The sequence below is a fragment of the Wenzhouxiangella limi genome (assembly GCF_010499265.1).
Classification (GTDB): Bacteria; Pseudomonadota; Gammaproteobacteria; order Xanthomonadales; family Wenzhouxiangellaceae; genus Wenzhouxiangella; species Wenzhouxiangella limi.
The window spans coordinates 1-17,579 of sequence record NZ_JAAGSC010000025.1; the positions used below are offsets into that span (position 1 = coordinate 1).

The following is a 17,579-nucleotide window of genomic DNA, read 5'->3' on the forward strand; positions in this document are numbered from 1 at the left end:
CATGTCCAAGGCAAAGTTTGAACGCAACAAGCCGCACGTGAACGTGGGCACGATTGGTCACGTGGACCACGGCAAGACGACGCTGACGGCGGCGCTGACGAAGGTGTGCGCGGAGGCCCGCGGCGGCGAGTTTCGTGCCTACGACCAGATTGACAATGCGCCCGAAGAGCGCGAACGCGGGATCACGATTGCCTCGGCGCACGTGGAGTACGAGTCGGATGCTCGTCACTACGCGCACGTGGACTGCCCTGGTCACGCCGACTATGTGAAGAACATGATCACTGGTGCGGCCCAGATGGACGGTGCGATTCTGGTGGTCTCTGCCGCCGACGGTCCGATGCCGCAAACGCGCGAGCACATTTTGCTGGCCCGCCAGGTGGGTGTGCCGTGCATTCTGGTCTACCTGAACAAGGCCGACATGGTTGACGACGCCGAGCTGCTGGAGCTGGTGGAGATGGAGGTTCGCGAGTTGCTGAGCGACTACGACTTCCCGGGCGACGATACGCCGATCATCACGGGCTCTGCGCTCAAGGCGCTGGAAGGCGACGACAGCGAGATTGGCGTGCCGTCGATTCTGCAGCTGGTTGAGGCGCTCGACACCTACGTGCCGGAGCCGGAGCGTGATCTGGACAAGGCGTTTTTGATGCCGATCGAGGACGTGTTCTCGATTTCCGGCCGTGGCACGGTGGTGACCGGTCGCGTCGAGCGCGGGATTGTCAAGGTGGGCGACGAGATCGAGATTGTCGGGATCAAGGACACGACCAAGACGACCTGCACCGGCGTGGAGATGTTCCGCAAGCTGCTCGACCAGGGTCAGGCGGGTGACAACGTGGGCGTTTTGCTCCGGGGCACCAAGCGCGACGACGTCGAGCGCGGCCAGGTGCTGGCCAAGCCGGGCACGATCACCCCGCACACCAAGTTCGAGGCCGAAGTCTACGTCCTGAGCAAGGAAGAGGGCGGTCGTCATACGCCGTTTTTCAAGGGCTACCGGCCGCAGTTTTACTTCCGGACCACGGACGTGACCGGTTCGGTGGAGCTGCCGGAAGGCGTGGAAATGGTGATGCCGGGTGACAACGTGCAGATGCAGGTTGAGCTGATCGCGCCGATCGCGATGGAAGAAGGCCTGCGTTTCGCCATCCGCGAGGGCGGCCGCACCGTCGGTGCCGGCGTGGTGGCAAAAATCCACGAGTAAGGCTTACAGGTTTATACCTGAAACCTTTTTACAGGCGAGTAGCTCAACTGGCAGAGCAGCGGTCTCCAAAACCGCAGGTTGGGGGTTCGAGTCCCTCCTCGCCTGCCATCTCATGAAGCACGGAAATTATGGCAGCCGAAAAGACATCACCACGCGACACCATGTTTTGGGCTGCCGGCCTGTTTGTGCTGCTGGCCGGCGTGGTCGGTTTTTTCCAGTTTGCCGGCGAGGTCATGACCTTGTTCCGGGTGCTTGGGCTTTTGGTTGCGGTGCTGGTGGCGGCGCTGATCGTTGGTCGGACCGAGCGCGGTCGCGAGATGTTCGGTTTCGTGCGCGAAGCCGATGTGGAGCGGCGCAAGGTGGTCTGGCCCACGCGTCAGGAGACCCTGCAGACCACGCTGATGGTTTTGGTAATCACCATCATTGTGGCCATCCTGCTGTTTTTCATGGACTCGCTGTTCGGCTGGATGGTCCGGCGATTGATCGGCGCGGCCGGGGGGTCCTGATGGCCAAGCAATGGTATGTCGTGCACGCTTTCTCCGGCTTCGAGAAGCAGGTGCTCAAATCTCTCCGGGAGCGAATCGAGCGCGCCGGTATGGAAGATCAGTTTGGCGAGATTCTCGTACCCACCGAGGAAGTGGTGGAGATGAAGAAGGGCGTCAAACGGCGCAGCGAGCGCAAGTTCTTCCCGGGTTACGTGCTGGTCGAAATGGAGATGAACGACGACAGCTGGCACCTGGTCAAGGATGTGCCCAAGGTGATGGGTTTCATCGGCGGACGCCAGGATCGGCCGGCCCCGATCAGCAAGCGCGAAGCCGATTCCATCCTGCAGCGCGTCGCTGAAGGTGTCGACAAGCCGCGGCCGAAGGTGCTGTTCGAGCCAGGCGAAATGGTGCGGGTCACCGACGGTCCGTTCAATGACTTCAGCGGAGTGGTCGAAGAGATCAACTACGAAAAGAGCCGCTTGCGCGTGGCCGTTTCTATTTTCGGGCGCTCGACACCGGTAGAACTCGACTTCCAGCAGGTCGAGAAGCTTTAAACCAACCGATTCGGCTGTTTGCGGTCGATCGAACAACAGACGGGGAGCCGATTGCCGGGTGCGTCGGCGCTGGTACCCGAGGAGAAGTAAAAAATGGCCAAGAAAATCAAGGCGTATATCAAGCTGCAGGTGCCTGCAGGCCAGGCCAACCCCAGCCCGCCGGTCGGGCCGGCGCTCGGCCAGCACGGCGTCAACATCATGGAGTTCTGCAAGGCGTTCAACGCCCAGACCCAGTCGACCGAGCAGGGTTTGCCGCTGCCGGTCGTGATCACGGTCTACAGTGACCGCAGCTTCACCTTTATCACCAAAACCCCGCCCGCGGCCGTTTTGTTGAAAAAAGCAGCCAAGATTCCCAAGGGCAGCGGAGAGCCTAACACCAGAAAGGTGGGGACGGTGACCCGCGACCAGCTCGAAGAGATCGCGCGAATGAAGGAGCCTGATCTGACCGCAGCGGATATCGACGCAGCCGTGCGCACCATTGCAGGTAGCGCCCGCAGTATGGGCCTGAACGTGGAAGGAGTCGAATAATGGCCAGAAGCAAGCGTTTGCGCGCCATCAAGGAAAAGCTCGAACCGGGCAAGCTCTATCCGATCGACGAAGCGCTGGATCTGCTCAAATCCACCAGCCAGGTGAAGTTCACCGAGTCTGTGGACGTGGCCATCCGCCTGGGTGTCGATCCGCGCAAGTCCGACCAGGTCGTTCGAGGCGCCCTGGTCCTGCCCAACGGCACCGGCAAGTCGGTCCGGGTGGCGGTCTTTGCCCAGGGCGAGAATGCCGACAAGGCCAGCGCGGCCGGCGCCGATATCGTCGGCTTCGAAGATCTGGCCGAAACCATCAAGGGCGGGGAGATCGATTTCGACGTCTGTATCGCTACGCCGGATGCCATGCGCGTGGTCGGGCGCCTGGGCACGGTTCTGGGCCCGCGTGGATTGATGCCCAACCCCAAGGTGGGCACGGTGACCACCGATGTCGAAACCGCGGTGCGCAATGCCAAGGCCGGTCAGGTCCAGTTTCGTACCGACAAGGCCGGGATCATTCATAGCACGATCGGCAAGGCGGATTTCGATACCGACAGTCTGAAAGGCAACCTGACGGCTCTGATCAACGAGCTGTTCAAGATCAAGCCGCCTGCCGCCAAGGGTCAGTTCCTGAAGAAAGTGGCGGTGTCCACTACGATGGGACCGGGCGTGACGGTCGATACCGGAACCCTGGGTCTCTGATACAGGGGTTCAGGCTGAAAATTGACGAAAAAAGAATGCGGAAAAGTGCAAGGCGAAGGACCTTGTCTTTTCCCGGGCGATCGCTCCTTCGGGGGCGCCCGTCCAAGACCGCGGGTCGAGCCTGTCGCAAGGCAGGACCGGTAATGGTTCACGCCGCCCGCGCAGATGGTGTTGCCCGATCATTTAATGAAACGGCCACCAATGGGTCCGGACTCGTCGCAAGGCGAAATCCGGAAATGGCAAGAGCAGTCAGCAACAGGGACTGTTTCATCTCAACGGAGGTAGCCCATGGCGCTCACACTTGAGCAGAAAAAGGCAGTCGTAGCCGAAGTGGCCGAAGTGGCCAAGTCCGCTCACTCTGCTGTTGCTGCCGAGTATCGCGGCATCACCGTCGGGCAGATGACCGACTTGCGCTCCAAGGCGCGCAAGGAGGGTGTCTACCTGAAGGTCGCAAAGAACACGCTGGTGCGTCGTGCCGTTGAGGGTACCGACTTCGAATGCATGTCCGAGCAATTGACCGGGCCCCTGCTGTTCGCGTTCTCGATCGAGGATCCGGGCGCGGCGGCACGGCTGGTCAAAAGCTTTGCCAAGGAAAACGATCGTCTGATTCCCAAACTGGTTTCGGTAGGAGCCCAGTTGTACGGCGAAAGCGAACTGGAGCGTTTGTCCAGTCTGCCGACGCGGGATCAGGCTATCGCCATTCTGATGGGCGTTATGAAGGCGCCGATCGAGAAGTTTGTTCGTACCCTCGCCGAGCCGCACGCCAAGCTGGTTCGAACCGTTGCCGCAGTTCGCGACAGCAAGCAAGCTGCCTGATTCTCGAGCACAAGTCAAAACGTCACGACTTTACGGCATCAACCGTGCCAAAGTCTTAACAATATTGCAGGAGTTAAACGAAAATGGCCGTTTCGAAAGAAGACATTCTTGAAACCATCTCAAACATGAGCGTCATGGAGGTCGTCGACCTCATTGAAGCCATGGAAGAGAAGTTTGGTGTTTCCGCAGCTGCACCGGTGGCGGTTGCTGCCGGCCCGGCCGGCGGTGGCGAAGCCGAAGCCGCGGAAGAAAAGACCGAGTTCGACGTGGTGCTGGCAAGCTTTGGTAGCAACAAGGTGGCCGTCATCAAGGCCGTTCGTGCCATCACCGGCCTGGGTCTGAAGGAAGCCAAGGACCTGGTCGAAGGTGCGCCGGCGCCGATCAAGGAAGGTGCATCCAAGGACGAAGCCGAAGACATCAAGAAGCAGCTGGAAGAAGCAGGCGCGACCGTCGAGGTCAAGTAAGCCTGTTGCTTTCACGTTCGACGGTACGAGCCAGGCTGGGCAGCCCTCGCGGTTGCCCGGCCTGAGCTTGTTGTCGATTCAGCAGTACCAGTCGCCGAGGCGTGTTCCGGGTCCCTCGGCCATGATTGTAACCAGACCCGGCCGTTTTGCAACATCAGGTGGGTAAGACGCTCATGAGCTACTCGTTCACGGAAAAGAAGCGCATTCGCAAGGACTTCGGCAAGCACCCCCAGGTTCTTGAGGTTCCGTTCCTGCTCTCGACCCAGATCGACTCCTACAGGCAGTTTCTGCAGGTCGATGTGGCCGAAAAAAACCGCCGGGAAATCGGTCTGCACGGGGCCCTGTCATCGGTATTCCCGATCCAGAGTTACTCGGGTAATGCCGCTCTGGAGTACGTGAGCTACCGTCTGGGCAATCCCGAATTCGATGTGACCGAGTGCAAGCTGCGTGGCATGAGCTACGGCGCGCCGCTGCGAGTGACCGTGCGTCTGGTGATCTACGACAAGGATTCACCGGCCCGCAACAAGAAAGTCAAAAACGTCATCGAGCAGGATGTCTACATGGGCGACCTGCCCCTTATGACCGACACCGGTACGTTCATTGTCAACGGTACCGAGCGTGTCATCGTCAACCAGATGCATCGCTCTCCCGGCGTGTTTTTCGACCATGATCGCGGCAAGACCCATTCCTCGGGCAAGCTGTTGTTCTCGGCGCGCGTGATTCCCTACCGCGGCTCCTGGCTGGACTTCGAGTTCGATCCCAAGGACTGCGTGTTTACCCGCATTGACCGGCGCCGCAAGCTGCCGGTCACCATCCTGCTGCGCGCGCTGGGCATGGAAGAAGAGGAAATCCTGAGCTTCTTCTTCGAAAAGACCCGCGTCACGCTGCGCAAGGGTGATGCCAAGATCGACCTGGTACCGCAGCGTCTTCGCGGCGAGAACGCCCTGTTCGACATCGTCGACAAGGACGGCAACGTGATCGTGGCCCGCGACCGCCGGATCACCGCACGCCACGTGAAAATGATCGACGAGGCCGGCGTGACCACGCTGGACGTGCCCGATGACTACCTGATCGGCAAGATCCTGGCCAATAACGTGGTCGATACGGAAACCGGTGAGCTGGTGGCCCGGGCCAACGACGAGATCACCGTCGAATTGCTCGGCGCCCTGCGCGAGGCCAAGGTCAAGAAGTTCGACATTCTCTATGTGAACGACCTGGACCAGGGACCCTACATTTCCAATACCCTGCGCATCGATCCGACCAGCAGCGAGCTCGAAGCGCTGTGGGAAATCTACAAAATGATGCGTCCCGGCGAGCCGCCGACCAAGGAAGCGGCCCAGAACCTGTTCAAGAACCTGTTCTTTACCGCCGAGCGCTACGACCTGTCGTCGGTCGGCCGGATGAAGTTCAATCGCCGCGTCGGCCGCAAGGAAATCACCGGACCGGGCGTGCTGGACCGCGACGATATCCTGGCTGTGCTCAAGGTCCTGATCGACATCCGCAACGGTAACGGCACCGTTGACGACATCGACCACCTCGGCAACCGGCGCGTGCGCTCGGTCGGGGAGATGGCGGAAAACGTTTTCCGGATCGGCCTGGTGCGCGTGGAGCGGGCCGTGCGCGAGCGCCTGAGCGTGGCCGAAAGCGAAGGCCTCGCGCCGCAGGATCTGATCAACGCCAAGCCTGTGGCCGCGGCGGTCAAGGAGTTCTTCGGGTCCTCGCAGCTGTCGCAGTTCATGGATCAGAACAACCCGCTTTCCGAGGTCACCCACAAGCGCCGCGTCTCCGCGCTTGGCCCGGGCGGGCTCACGCGCGAACGCGCCGGTTTCGAGGTCCGCGACGTCCACCCGACCCATTATGGCCGGCTGTGCCCGATCGAGACGCCGGAAGGCCCCAACATCGGTCTGATCAATTCACTGGCCTGCTACAGCCGCACGAACCAGTACGGCTTCCTCGAGACTGCCTACCGGCGGGTTCGCGATGGCCAGGTGACCGACGAGGTCGAATACCTTTCGGCCATCGAGGAAGGCGAGTATGTTATCGCCCAGGCCAACGCCGACCTCGACAAGAACAAACGATTCGTTGACGAGCTCATCCCTTGCCGTCACCTGGGCGAGTTCGCCCTGCAGCAGCCCGGCGAGATCGACTTCATGGACGTTTCTCCGCGCCAGATCGTCTCGGTCGCGGCCTCGCTGGTGCCGTTCCTGGAGCACGATGACGCCAACCGCGCCCTGATGGGCTCGAACATGCAGCGCCAGGCGGTTCCAACCCTGCGCGTCGACAAGCCGCTGGTGGGAACCGGCATGGAGCGGGTCGTTGCGACCGATTCCGGCGTCACGACCGTGGCCTTGCGCGGCGGCGTTGTGGACCAGGTCGATGCTGGCCGCATCGTGGTGCGCGCCAACGAAGACGAGGTTGGCGAGGATGATCCCGGCGTGGACATCTACAACCTGGTCAAGTACCAGCGCTCCAATCAGAATACCTGCATGAACCAGCGCCCGCTGGTCAAGGTCGGTGACGCCGTCGCCAAGCGTGATGTGCTGGCCGATGGGCCTTCCACCGACCTGGGGGAACTGGCGCTGGGCCAGAACATGCTGGTCGCCTTCATGCCCTGGAATGGCTACAACTTCGAGGACTCCATCGCGATCTCGGAGCGCGTGGTCCAGGAGGACCGGTTCACCTCGATCCACATCGAAGAGCTGACCTGCGTGGCGCGCGATACCAAGCTGGGCACCGAGGAAATCTCGGCAGACATCCCGAACGTGGGTGAGTCGACGCTCAACAAGCTTGATGAATCCGGCATCGTCTTCGTCGGTGCCGAGGTCAACGCCGGCGACATCCTGGTGGGCAAGGTCACGCCCAAGGGCGAGACCCAGCTCACGCCGGAAGAAAAGCTGCTGCGTGCGATCTTCGGCGAGAAAGCCTCCGACGTGAAAGACACCTCGTTGCGGGTACCGACCGGTATGGACGGGACCGTGATCGATGTTCAGGTCTTCACCCGCGAAGGGGTGGACAAGGACGCCCGTGCCATCTCGATCGAGAAAGACGAAATCCGCCAGGTCCGCAAGGATCTGGACGATCAGTTGCGCATTATGGAAGACGCGATCTATGCGCGTCTGGAGTCGGTGCTGGTTGGCAAGGTGGCCGACAAGGGCCCGGCCGGAATCAAGAAGGGCGACAAGGTCAACAAGTCCTACCTGAAGGGACTCAAGCGCGACGACTGGTTCAAGCTGCGCATGCGCAACGAGGACGCCCAGGACGTGCTCGAGCGCGCCAGTCGCCAGATCGAGAAACAGCGCAAGTTGTTTGACAAGCGTTTCGAAGAGAAAAAGGCCAAGATCACCCGCGGCGACGACCTCGCGCCGGGTGTGCTCAAGATGGTCAAGGTCTACCTTGCGGTCAAGCGACGGATGCAGCCCGGCGACAAGATGGCCGGACGCCACGGCAACAAGGGCGTGATTTCGACCATTGTCCCGACCGAGGACATGCCGTTTACCGACGACGGTGCGCCGGTCGATATCGTTCTCAACCCGCTGGGTGTGCCGTCGCGCATGAACATCGGCCAGGTGCTGGAAACTCACCTGGGCTGGGCCGCTCGCGGGCTGGGCCGAAAGATCAAGATCATGCTCGAAGAGCAGCGCAAAAATGCCGAGATTCGAAAGTTCATCGGCGAGATCTACAACTCCGATCAGGAAGACCGGGTCGACATGAGCCAGTTCAGCGAGGCCGAAGTCGAAGAGATGGCCCGCAACCTCAGCGGGGGTGTGCCGATGGGTACGCCGGTCTTTGATGGCGCCGACGAGCGGGAAATCAAAAAGCTGTTGAAGATGGCCGACCTGCCCGAATCCGGCCAGGCCACGCTTTACGATGGTCGTACCGGAGACGCCTTCGATCGGCCAGTGACGGTGGGCTACATGTACATGCTCAAGCTCAACCACCTGGTCGACGACAAGATGCATGCCCGCTCGACCGGTCCGTACAGCCTCGTCACCCAGCAGCCGTTGGGCGGGAAGGCCCAGTTCGGCGGTCAGCGTTTCGGCGAAATGGAGGTCTGGGCCCTGGAAGCCTACGGCGCTGCCTACACCCTGCAGGAAATGCTCACCGTCAAGTCCGACGACGTGCAGGGCCGCAACCAGATGTACAAATCGATTGTCGACGGCAACAACCAGATGGTGGCCGGCATGCCGGAATCATTCAACGTGCTGGTCAAGGAAATCCGTTCGCTCGGCATCAACATCGAACTCGAAGAGTCCTGATCCCAGGAGGAGTGCAAGAACATGCGTGACCTGTTCAATCTATACAAGCGTCAGAACGCGATTACCGATTTCGATGCCATTCGAATCGGGCTGGCTCCTCCCGAGCTGATCAAGTCCTGGTCCTTCGGTGAGGTCAAAAAGCCCGAAACCATCAACTACCGGACTTTCAAGCCGGAGCGGGAAGGGCTTTTCTGCGCCGCGGTGTTCGGTCCGATCAAGGACTACGAGTGCCTGTGCGGCAAGTACAAGCGCATGAAGCACCGGGGCGTGAAATGCGAGAAATGCGGCACCGAGGTCACGCTGACCAAGGTGCGTCGCGAACGCATGGGTCATATCGATCTGGCTTCACCCGTGGCCCACATCTGGTTTTTGAAGTCGCTGCCCAGCCGTATCGGGCTGATGCTCGACATGACTCTGCGCGATATCGAGCGGATTCTGTATTTCGAATCCTACCTGGTACTCGACCCCGGCATGACGCCGCTGGAGCGGGGTCAGTTGCTGACCGACGAACAGTATTTCGAAGCGGTCGAGGAGTACGGCGACGAGTTCGATGCCCGCATGGGCGCCGAAGCCGTCTACGAGCTGCTCAAGAACATCGATCTGGCGCCTGAACTGGCCCGCCTGCGCGAAGAGATCGCGGCGACCAATTCCGAGACCAAGATCAAGCGGCTGACCAAGCGCATCAAGTTGATGGAAGCGTTCATCGATTCCGGCAACCGCCCCGAGTACATGATCCTGACCATCCTGCCGGTGCTGCCGCCGGACCTGCGCCCGCTGGTGCCGCTCGACGGTGGCCGGTTCGCGACCTCCGATCTCAACGATCTCTACCGCCGCGTGATCAACCGCAACAACCGCCTGCGCCGCCTGCTCGACCTGAGCGCGCCGGACATCATCGTGCGCAACGAAAAGCGCATGCTGCAGGAATCGGTCGATGCCCTGCTCGACAACGGTCGGCGCGGCCGCGCGATCACCGGCACCAACAAGCGCCCGCTGAAGTCGCTGGCCGACATGATCAAGGGCAAGCAGGGCCGCTTCCGCCAGAATCTGCTGGGCAAGCGCGTCGACTACTCCGGCCGTTCGGTGATCGTGGTCGGGCCGACCCTGAAACTGCATGAATGCGGCCTGCCGAAGAAGATGGCGCTGGAATTGTTCAAGCCCTTCATCTTCTCCAAGCTGCAGCGCCGCGGTCTTGCGATGACCATCAAGGCGGCCAAGAAACTGGTCGAGCGCGAGGAGGGCGAGGTCTGGGATATTCTCGAAGAGGTCATTCGTGAACACCCGGTCATGCTCAACCGCGCACCGACCCTGCACCGCCTGGGGATCCAGGCGTTCGAACCGGTCCTGATCGAGGGCAAGGCCATCCAGCTGCATCCGCTGGTCTGTACCGCGTTCAACGCCGACTTCGATGGTGACCAGATGGCCGTGCACGTGCCGCTGAGCCTTGAGGCCCAGCTTGAGGCGCGAGCGCTGATGATGTCGTCGAACAACATCCTCTCGCCGGCCAACGGCGAGCCCATCATCGTGCCGACCCAGGACGTGGTGCTGGGCCTTTACTACATGACCCGGTCTCTGCCCGGCGCTCGCGGCGAGGGGATGTCGTTCTCCAGCGTTGCCGAGGTGCACCGCGCCTACGCCAATCGCCAGATCGATCTGCAGGCGGCCGTGAGCGTGCGAATCCGCGAGTCCGCGCTCCATGACGGCGAGCTCGTCGAGACCATCCGACGCGAGCAGACCACGGTTGGGCGGGCCATGCTGTGGGACATCGTGCCGGCCGGTCTTCCGTTCGAGCTGATCAACCAGGTGCTGAAGAAAAAGCAGATCTCGCGCCTGATCGACGAGTGTTACCGCGAGCTGGGCCTCAAAAAGACCGTCGTCTTCGCCGATCAGCTGATGTACACCGGTTTTGCGTTTTCCACCCGCGCCGGGGTCTCCATCGGTCTGGACGACCTGCAGGTTCCGCCGGAGAAAAAGGAAATCCTGGAGCGGGCCGAAAAGGAAGTGCTCGACATCCAGAATCAGTACTCTTCCGGCGTCGTGACCTCGGGCGAGCGCTACAACAAGGTGGTTGACATCTGGTCGCGCACCAACGAAGAAGTGGCCCGGGCAATGATGAAGCGCATCGGCAAGGAAACCCGCGTCGACATCGACGGCAACGAGTTCGAGGAAGATTCCATGAACTCGATCTTCATCATGGCCGATTCCGGCGCTCGCGGTTCCGCGGCCCAGATTCGCCAGCTTGCCGGCATGCGCGGCCTGATGGCCAAGCCGGATGGCTCGATCATCGAAACGCCCATCACCGCCAATTTCCGCGAAGGGCTCAACGTTCTGCAGTACTTCATCTCCACCCACGGCGCGCGCAAAGGCCTGGCCGACACCGCGCTCAAGACGGCCAACTCGGGGTATCTCACACGCCGCCTGGTCGACGTGGCCCAGGACCTGGTGGTCATCGAGGAGGACTGCGGTACCGAAGAAGGCATCGAGATGCTGCCGATCGTTGAAGGTGGTGACATCGTCGAGCCGCTGCGCGAGCGTATTCTCGGCCGCGTGGTTGCCCAGGATATCTACGAAAGCGACAGCGATGACGTGCTGTGTCCGCGCGGCACCCTGCTCAATGAACAATGGGTCGCCACCCTGGAGGCCAGGGGCGTTGACCGCGTGCTGGTGCGTTCGCCGATCACCTGCGAAACGCGTCACGGCATCTGTGCCCAGTGCTACGGGCGCGATCTGGCCCGCGGCAGCCTGGTCAACCAGGGCGAGGCGGTCGGCGTGATTGCCGCCCAGTCCATCGGTGAGCCGGGCACGCAGCTGACCATGCGCACCTTCCATATCGGGGGTGCAGCCTCGCGCGCGGTCGCCGTTGATCATATCGAGATCAAGTCGGGTGGTTCGGTGCGGTTCTACAACCTCAAGTCGGTGGAAAATGCCGACGGCAAGCTGGTGGCCGTTTCGCGTTCGGGCGAGCTGTCGATCATCGACAGTCATGGTCGCGAACGGGAGCGCTACAAGATCCCCTACGGTGCCATTCTCAGCGTCAAGGAAGGCGACACGGTCGAGGTCGGTCAGAACGTGGCCAACTGGGATCCGCATACCCACCCGATCGTGACCGAGGTCGCCGGTATGGCCAGCTTCCAGGACTTCATCGGCGGGGTAACGGTCACCGAGGAAACCGACGAAATCACGGGCTTGAGCTCCGTGGTGGTCACCGATCCGAAAAAGCGCGGCAGCGAAGGCAAGGACCTGCGTCCGATCATTCGTCTGATCGGCCAGGACGGCAAGGCGCTCAATATTCCGGGCACCGAGCAGCCGGCGCAGTACTACCTGCCGGCTGGCGCGGTAGTCAACGTGACTGATGGCCAAAAAATCCGGGTCGGCGATATTGTTGCGCGCATTCCGCAGGAATCGTCCAAGACCCGCGACATCACCGGTGGTTTGCCCCGCGTCGCCGACCTGTTCGAGGCCCGCAAGCCCAAGGAAGGTTCACTTCTGGCCGAAGCCTCGGGTGTGGTCAGCTTCGGCAAGGAGACCAAGGGCAAGCAGCGCTTGGTCATCACCGACGAGAACGGTGAGGTCCACGAGGAGCTCATTCCCAAGTGGCGCCAGGTCCTGGTGTTCGAGGGCGAGCACGTGGAAAAGGGCGAAACCGTGGTCGACGGCGAACCCAATCCGCACGATATCCTGCGTTTGCTGGGCGTGGAGCGTCTGGCTGACTACCTGGTCCAGGAAATCCAGGACGTCTATCGCCTCCAGGGCGTGAAGATCAACGACAAGCACATCGAGACGGTCATCCGCCAGATGCTACGCAAGGTCGAAGTGCTGGATGGAGGAGATACCCGCTTTCTGCGCGGTGAGCAGGTCGATGCGATCCGGGTCCAGGAAGAAAACGAGCGCGTCGAGGCCGACAAGCTCCGGCCGGCCCGGGTGCAAAACGTGTTGCTGGGCATCACCAAGGCTTCGCTGGCGACCGAGTCGTTTATTTCGGCTGCTTCTTTCCAGGAAACCACGCGCGTGCTGACCGATGCTGCCGTCCGCGGCACCGTCGACAACCTGCGCGGACTGAAAGAGAACGTCATCGTCGGGCGCCTGATACCGGCCGGTACCGGGCGGGTGGCCATGGCGCGGCGCAAGGCCGAGCGTCTGCAGCCCGGTTCCTACCAGGACGTTGATGCCGAACTGGCCGCGGCTTTGCGGGCATCCGATGCCGAGCAGGCGGAGCAGACTGAAAACGCCGGAGTCGATTCCGCCGACTGAGTGCTTGCCGTCGGCCGGAAACGTCCTGCGTGATGGGGCTGCGGACTGTCCGCAGCCCCCTTGGCAGAGTGGTTTCGGCCAAAGCAGCCGCTTGACACGCGGTCTCTGACCCCTTAACATTCCCGTTCTTCGGCAGACCGTTCGTGCAGGTCTGTCGTTTATTTTCTCAAGGTCCGAATTTATGTCCACGATCAATCAGTTGGTTCGCAAGCCCCGGCAAGCGAAGCAGTACAAGTCGAATGTGCCCGCGCTGGAGGCATCACCGCAAAAGCGCGGTGTGTGCACCCGTGTTTACACCACGACGCCGAAGAAGCCGAACTCCGCGCTGCGCAAGGTCGCGCGCGTGCGTTTGACCAACGGCTACGAGGTCACCAGCTACATCGGCGGTGAAGGCCATAACCTGCAGGAACACTCCGTGGTGTTGATCCGCGGCGGGCGCGTGAAGGACTTGCCGGGCGTGCGTTACCACACCGTGCGAGGCAGCCTGGACACCGCGGGCGTGAGCGATCGGCGCCAGGCGCGATCGAAGTACGGCGCCAAGCGGCCCAAGAAATAGGAGCGACCCAGCATGTCTCGCAAGCATTCGAATTTCGAGCGCGCCATCCTGCCTGACCCCAAGTTCGGCAACGAGATGATCGCGCGGTTTATCAACATGGTCATGAAAAGCGGCAAGAAATCGGTTGCCGAGCGCATCGTTTACGGCGCGATCGACGAGATGGAGCGCCGCGGACACGCCGATGCACTGGCCTCGGTCGAAAAGGCGCTGGAAAACGTCGCGCCGGCGGTCGAGGTCAAGTCCCGCCGCGTCGGTGGCGCGACCTACCAGGTGCCGGTCGAAGTGCGCCCCAAGCGTCGCCAGACGCTGGCGATGCGCTGGCTGATCGACGCGGCCCGCAAGCGCGGCGAAGTGAGCATGCCGCTGCGCCTGGCGGGCGAGTTGCTGGACGCGGTCGACGAGCGCGGTTCGGCGGTCAAGAAGCGCGAAGACACCCATCGCATGGCCGAGGCCAACAAGGCCTTTTCGCATTACCGCTGGTAATGCCCATTCAATCCAGAGGTTAGTACCGTGGCACGGAAAGTATCCATCGAGCGCTATCGGAACATCGGCATCATGGCGCACATCGACGCCGGCAAGACGACGACGACCGAGCGCATCCTGTTCTACACCGGCATCTCGCACAAGCTGGGTGAGGTCCATGACGGCAATGCCGTGATGGACTGGATGGAGCAGGAGCAGGAGCGTGGCATCACGATCACGTCCGCGGCCACGACCTGTTTCTGGCAGGGCATGGACAAGGACTGGCCGGAGTATCGGATCAACATTATCGACACCCCGGGCCACGTCGACTTCACCATCGAAGTCGAGCGCAGCCTGCGCGTGCTCGATGGCGCGGTCGCCGTGTTCTGCGCCGTCGGCGGGGTTGAACCGCAGTCGGAAACGGTCTGGCGCCAGGCGACCAAGTACGCCGTTCCCCGGATGTGCTTTGTCAACAAGATGGACCGCACCGGCGCCAACTACGAGCGCGTGGTCGGCCAGATCAAGTCCCGTCTCGGGGCCAACCCGATTCCGATCCAGCTGCCGATCGGCGCCGAGGAAGATTTCGAGGGCGTCATTGACCTGGTCAAGATGCGCGCCATTTACTGGGACAAGGAAAACATGGGCACCACGTACGAGGCCCGTGATATTCCGCCAGAGCTTGCCGATGACGCCGCCAGCGCCCGCGAAATCATGGTCGAGGCAGCTGCCGAAGCGGTCGAGGACCTGATGGAAAAGTACCTCGAAGGCGGAGAGTTGACCGAAGAGGAAATTATCCGCGGACTGCGGCTGGGCACGCTTAACAACGAGCTGGTCCCCGTGCTCTGCGGCACGGCCTTCAAGAACAAGGGCGTTCAGGCCCTGCTCGACGCGATCGTTCAGTACATGCCCTCGCCGACCGAGGTCAAGGCGATCCGCGGGATCGAGGATGACGAGAGCGAGGGCGTGCGCAAGTCCAGCGACGATGAGCCTTTCGCGGCGCTGGCGTTCAAGATTGCGACCGATCCGTTCGTCGGCACGCTGACCTTCTTCCGGGTCTATTCCGGCGTGGTCAAGTCCGGCGACACCGTCCTCAACCCGGTCAAGGGCAAAAAGGAGCGTATTGGTCGAATCCTGCAGATGCACGCCAATTCGCGCGAAGAGATCAAGGAAGTCTACGCCGGTGATATCGCCGCCGCGGTCGGTCTCAAGGACGTGACCACTGGCGATACCCTGTGTGATACCGGCAACGTCATCACCCTGGAACGCATGGAGTTTCCGGACCCGGTGATTGCGGTGGCGGTTGAGCCGCGTACCAAGAGCGACCAGGAAAAGATGGGTATCGCCCTGTCGAAACTGGCGCAGGAAGATCCTTCTTTCCGCGTTCATACCGACGAGGAGTCGGGCCAAACCATCATCGCCGGCATGGGCGAGCTGCATCTGGACATCATCGTTGACCGGATGAAGCGCGAATTCAAAGTCGAGGCCAATGTCGGCAAGCCGCAGGTGGCCTACCGCGAGACCATCCGCGCCTCGGTCGAAGCCGAAGGCAAGTTCGTGCGCCAGTCCGGGGGTCGCGGCCAGTACGGTCACGTCAAGATCCGTCTGGAGCCGATGGAAGAGGGCGGTGGCTACGAGTTCGTCGACCAGATCGTCGGCGGTGTGGTGCCCAAGGACTATATCCCGGCGGTCGGCAAGGGAATCGAGGAGCAGATGAACAACGGCGTTCTGGCCGGGTACCCGATGGTCGACGTGCGCGCCACCCTTTTTGATGGCTCGTATCACGAAGTCGACTCGAGCGAAATGGCCTTCAAGATTGCCGGCTCGATGGCTTTCAAGGACGGCGCGCTGAAGGCAAAACCGGTTCTGCTGGAGCCGATGATGAAGGTCGAGGTGGTCAGTCCGGAAGATTACATGGGCGACGTCATGGGCGATCTCAATCGCCGACGTGGTCTGGTTCAGGGCATGGAGGACGTGCCGGCCGGTAAAACGATCCAGGCCCACGTGCCGCTGGCCGAAATGTTCGGTTACGCCACCGATCTGCGCTCCATGAGCCAGGGTCGTGCCACCTACTCGATGGAGTTCCTGCACTACGCGGAAGCGCCGTCCAGCGTGGCCGAAGAAGTAATGAAAAAGTCGGCTTGAGGCCGAAACCGATTTCTTGAGGAACAGACGAAGGAAGCAGTCATGTCCAAGGCAAAGTTTGAACGCAACAAGCCGCACGTGAACGTGGGCACGATTGGTCACGTGGACCACGGCAAGACGACGCTGACGGCGGCGCTGACGAAGGTGTGCGCGGAGGCCCGCGGCGGCGAGTTTCGTGCCTACGACCAGATTGACAATGCGCCCGAAGAGCGCGAACGCGGGATCACGATTGCCTCGGCGCACGTGGAGTACGAGTCGGATGCTCGTCACTACGCGCACGTGGACTGCCCTGGTCACGCCGACTATGTGAAGAACATGATCACTGGTGCGGCCCAGATGGACGGTGCGATTCTGGTGGTCTCTGCCGCCGACGGTCCGATGCCGCAAACGCGCGAGCACATTTTGCTGGCCCGCCAGGTGGGTGTGCCGTGCATTCTGGTCTACCTGAACAAGGCCGACATGGTTGACGACGCCGAGCTGCTGGAGCTGGTGGAGATGGAGGTTCGCGAGTTGCTGAGCGACTACGACTTCCCGGGCGACGATACGCCGATCATCACGGGCTCTGCGCTCAAGGCGCTGGAAGGCGACGACAGCGAGATTGGCGTGCCGTCGATTCTGCAGCTGGTTGAGGCGCTCGACACCTACGTGCCGGAGCCGGAGCGTGATCTGGACAAGGCGTTTTTGATGCCGATCGAGGACGTGTTCTCGATTTCCGGCCGTGGCACGGTGGTGACCGGTCGCGTCGAGCGCGGGATTGTCAAGGTGGGCGACGAGATCGAGATTGTCGGGATCAAGGACACGACCAAGACGACCTGCACCGGCGTGGAGATGTTCCGCAAGCTGCTCGACCAGGGTCAGGCGGGTGACAACGTGGGCGTTTTGCTCCGGGGCACCAAGCGCGACGACGTCGAGCGCGGCCAGGTGCTGGCCAAGCCGGGCACGATCACCCCGCACACCAAGTTCGAGGCCGAAGTCTACGTCCTGAGCAAGGAAGAGGGCGGTCGTCATACGCCGTTTTTCAAGGGCTACCGGCCGCAGTTTTACTTCCGGACCACGGACGTGACCGGTTCGGTGGAGCTGCCGGAAGGCGTGGAAATGGTGATGCCGGGTGACAACGTGCAGATGCAGGTTGAGCTGATCGCGCCGATCGCGATGGAAGAAGGCCTGCGTTTCGCCATCCGCGA

Annotated in this window: 13 protein-coding genes and 1 tRNA gene; all 14 read left to right on the forward strand. The window is 61.6% G+C overall.

The window, feature by feature from the left end:
* Position 1: 1 nt before the first annotated feature.
* On the forward strand, positions 2–1,192 hold the full coding sequence (tuf, locus tag G3I74_RS01255; RefSeq protein WP_164209379.1) for an elongation factor Tu: 1,191 nt from the start codon (positions 2–4) through the stop codon (positions 1,190–1,192).
* A 32-nt stretch (positions 1,193–1,224) separates the two neighbouring features.
* Positions 1,225–1,300 (forward strand) — tRNA-Trp (locus tag G3I74_RS01260).
* A gap of 53 nt (positions 1,301–1,353) precedes the next feature.
* Positions 1,354–1,698, forward strand: a complete 345-nt coding sequence (secE, locus tag G3I74_RS01265) for a preprotein translocase subunit SecE (RefSeq protein WP_239056518.1) — start codon at positions 1,354–1,356, stop codon at positions 1,696–1,698.
* Positions 1,698–2,231: a transcription termination/antitermination protein NusG gene (gene nusG, locus G3I74_RS01270; RefSeq protein ID WP_164209386.1), complete on the forward strand. Its 534-nt coding sequence runs from the start codon at positions 1,698–1,700 to the stop codon at positions 2,229–2,231. The genes secE and nusG overlap by 1 nt, the downstream gene beginning before the upstream one ends.
* Positions 2,232–2,324: 93 nt before the next feature.
* Entirely contained in the window at positions 2,325–2,759 is a 435-nt protein-coding gene (rplK, locus tag G3I74_RS01275) for a 50S ribosomal protein L11 (RefSeq protein WP_164209389.1), read from the forward strand.
* The gene (gene rplA / locus G3I74_RS01280) at positions 2,759–3,451 is read left to right on the forward strand and encodes a 50S ribosomal protein L1 (protein ID WP_164209392.1); all 693 of its coding nucleotides are present in this window, start codon (positions 2,759–2,761) and stop codon (positions 3,449–3,451) included. The genes rplK and rplA overlap by 1 nt, the downstream gene beginning before the upstream one ends.
* 288 nt (positions 3,452–3,739) lie before the next feature.
* Positions 3,740–4,267, forward strand: a complete 528-nt coding sequence (gene rplJ, locus G3I74_RS01285; RefSeq protein ID WP_164209395.1) for a 50S ribosomal protein L10 — start codon at positions 3,740–3,742, stop codon at positions 4,265–4,267.
* Positions 4,268–4,350: 83 nt separating this feature from the next.
* Entirely contained in the window at positions 4,351–4,731 is a 381-nt protein-coding gene (gene rplL, locus G3I74_RS01290; RefSeq protein ID WP_164209399.1) for a 50S ribosomal protein L7/L12, read from the forward strand.
* A 173-nt stretch (positions 4,732–4,904) separates the two neighbouring features.
* A complete protein-coding gene (gene rpoB, locus G3I74_RS01295; RefSeq protein ID WP_164209416.1) occupies positions 4,905–8,987 on the forward strand; it encodes a DNA-directed RNA polymerase subunit beta in 4,083 nt (1,360 codons plus the stop codon).
* Positions 8,988–9,008: 21 nt separating this feature from the next.
* The gene (gene rpoC / locus G3I74_RS01300) at positions 9,009–13,235 is read left to right on the forward strand and encodes a DNA-directed RNA polymerase subunit beta' (RefSeq protein ID WP_164209402.1); all 4,227 of its coding nucleotides are present in this window, start codon (positions 9,009–9,011) and stop codon (positions 13,233–13,235) included.
* Positions 13,236–13,416: 181 nt separating this feature from the next.
* Complete coding sequence (gene rpsL / locus G3I74_RS01305; protein WP_164209405.1) at positions 13,417–13,791, forward strand: 30S ribosomal protein S12; 375 nt, start codon at positions 13,417–13,419, stop codon at positions 13,789–13,791.
* A gap of 12 nt (positions 13,792–13,803) precedes the next feature.
* Positions 13,804–14,274, forward strand: coding sequence for a 30S ribosomal protein S7 (gene rpsG / locus G3I74_RS01310; protein ID WP_164209408.1), 471 nt, complete (start codon positions 13,804–13,806; stop codon positions 14,272–14,274).
* 27 nt (positions 14,275–14,301) lie between these two features.
* Positions 14,302–16,395 (forward strand): elongation factor G, encoded by a 2,094-nt coding sequence (gene fusA, locus G3I74_RS01315; RefSeq protein ID WP_164209411.1) that lies wholly within the window; start codon positions 14,302–14,304, stop codon positions 16,393–16,395.
* Between the two features lie 42 nt (positions 16,396–16,437).
* Positions 16,438–17,579, forward strand: a 1,142-nt coding sequence (tuf, locus tag G3I74_RS01320) for an elongation factor Tu (protein WP_164209414.1), incomplete at its 3' end; no start/stop codon positions are given.

Coding starts and splice junctions, on each gene's coding strand:
- rpoC (WP_164209402.1), top strand. CDS start 9,009: ATGCGTGACCTGTTCAATCTATACAAGCGTCAGAACGCGATTACCGAT.
- rpoB (WP_164209416.1), top strand. CDS start 4,905: ATGAGCTACTCGTTCACGGAAAAGAAGCGCATTCGCAAGGACTTCGGC.
- nusG (WP_164209386.1), top strand. CDS start 1,698: ATGGCCAAGCAATGGTATGTCGTGCACGCTTTCTCCGGCTTCGAGAAG.
- rplJ (WP_164209395.1), top strand. CDS start 3,740: ATGGCGCTCACACTTGAGCAGAAAAAGGCAGTCGTAGCCGAAGTGGCC.
- rplA (WP_164209392.1), top strand. CDS start 2,759: ATGGCCAGAAGCAAGCGTTTGCGCGCCATCAAGGAAAAGCTCGAACCG.
- rplK (WP_164209389.1), top strand. CDS start 2,325: ATGGCCAAGAAAATCAAGGCGTATATCAAGCTGCAGGTGCCTGCAGGC.
- rplL (WP_164209399.1), top strand. CDS start 4,351: ATGGCCGTTTCGAAAGAAGACATTCTTGAAACCATCTCAAACATGAGC.
- rpsG (WP_164209408.1), top strand. CDS start 13,804: ATGTCTCGCAAGCATTCGAATTTCGAGCGCGCCATCCTGCCTGACCCC.
- secE (WP_239056518.1), top strand. CDS start 1,354: ATGTTTTGGGCTGCCGGCCTGTTTGTGCTGCTGGCCGGCGTGGTCGGT.
- rpsL (WP_164209405.1), top strand. CDS start 13,417: ATGTCCACGATCAATCAGTTGGTTCGCAAGCCCCGGCAAGCGAAGCAG.
- tuf (WP_164209379.1), top strand. CDS start 2: ATGTCCAAGGCAAAGTTTGAACGCAACAAGCCGCACGTGAACGTGGGC.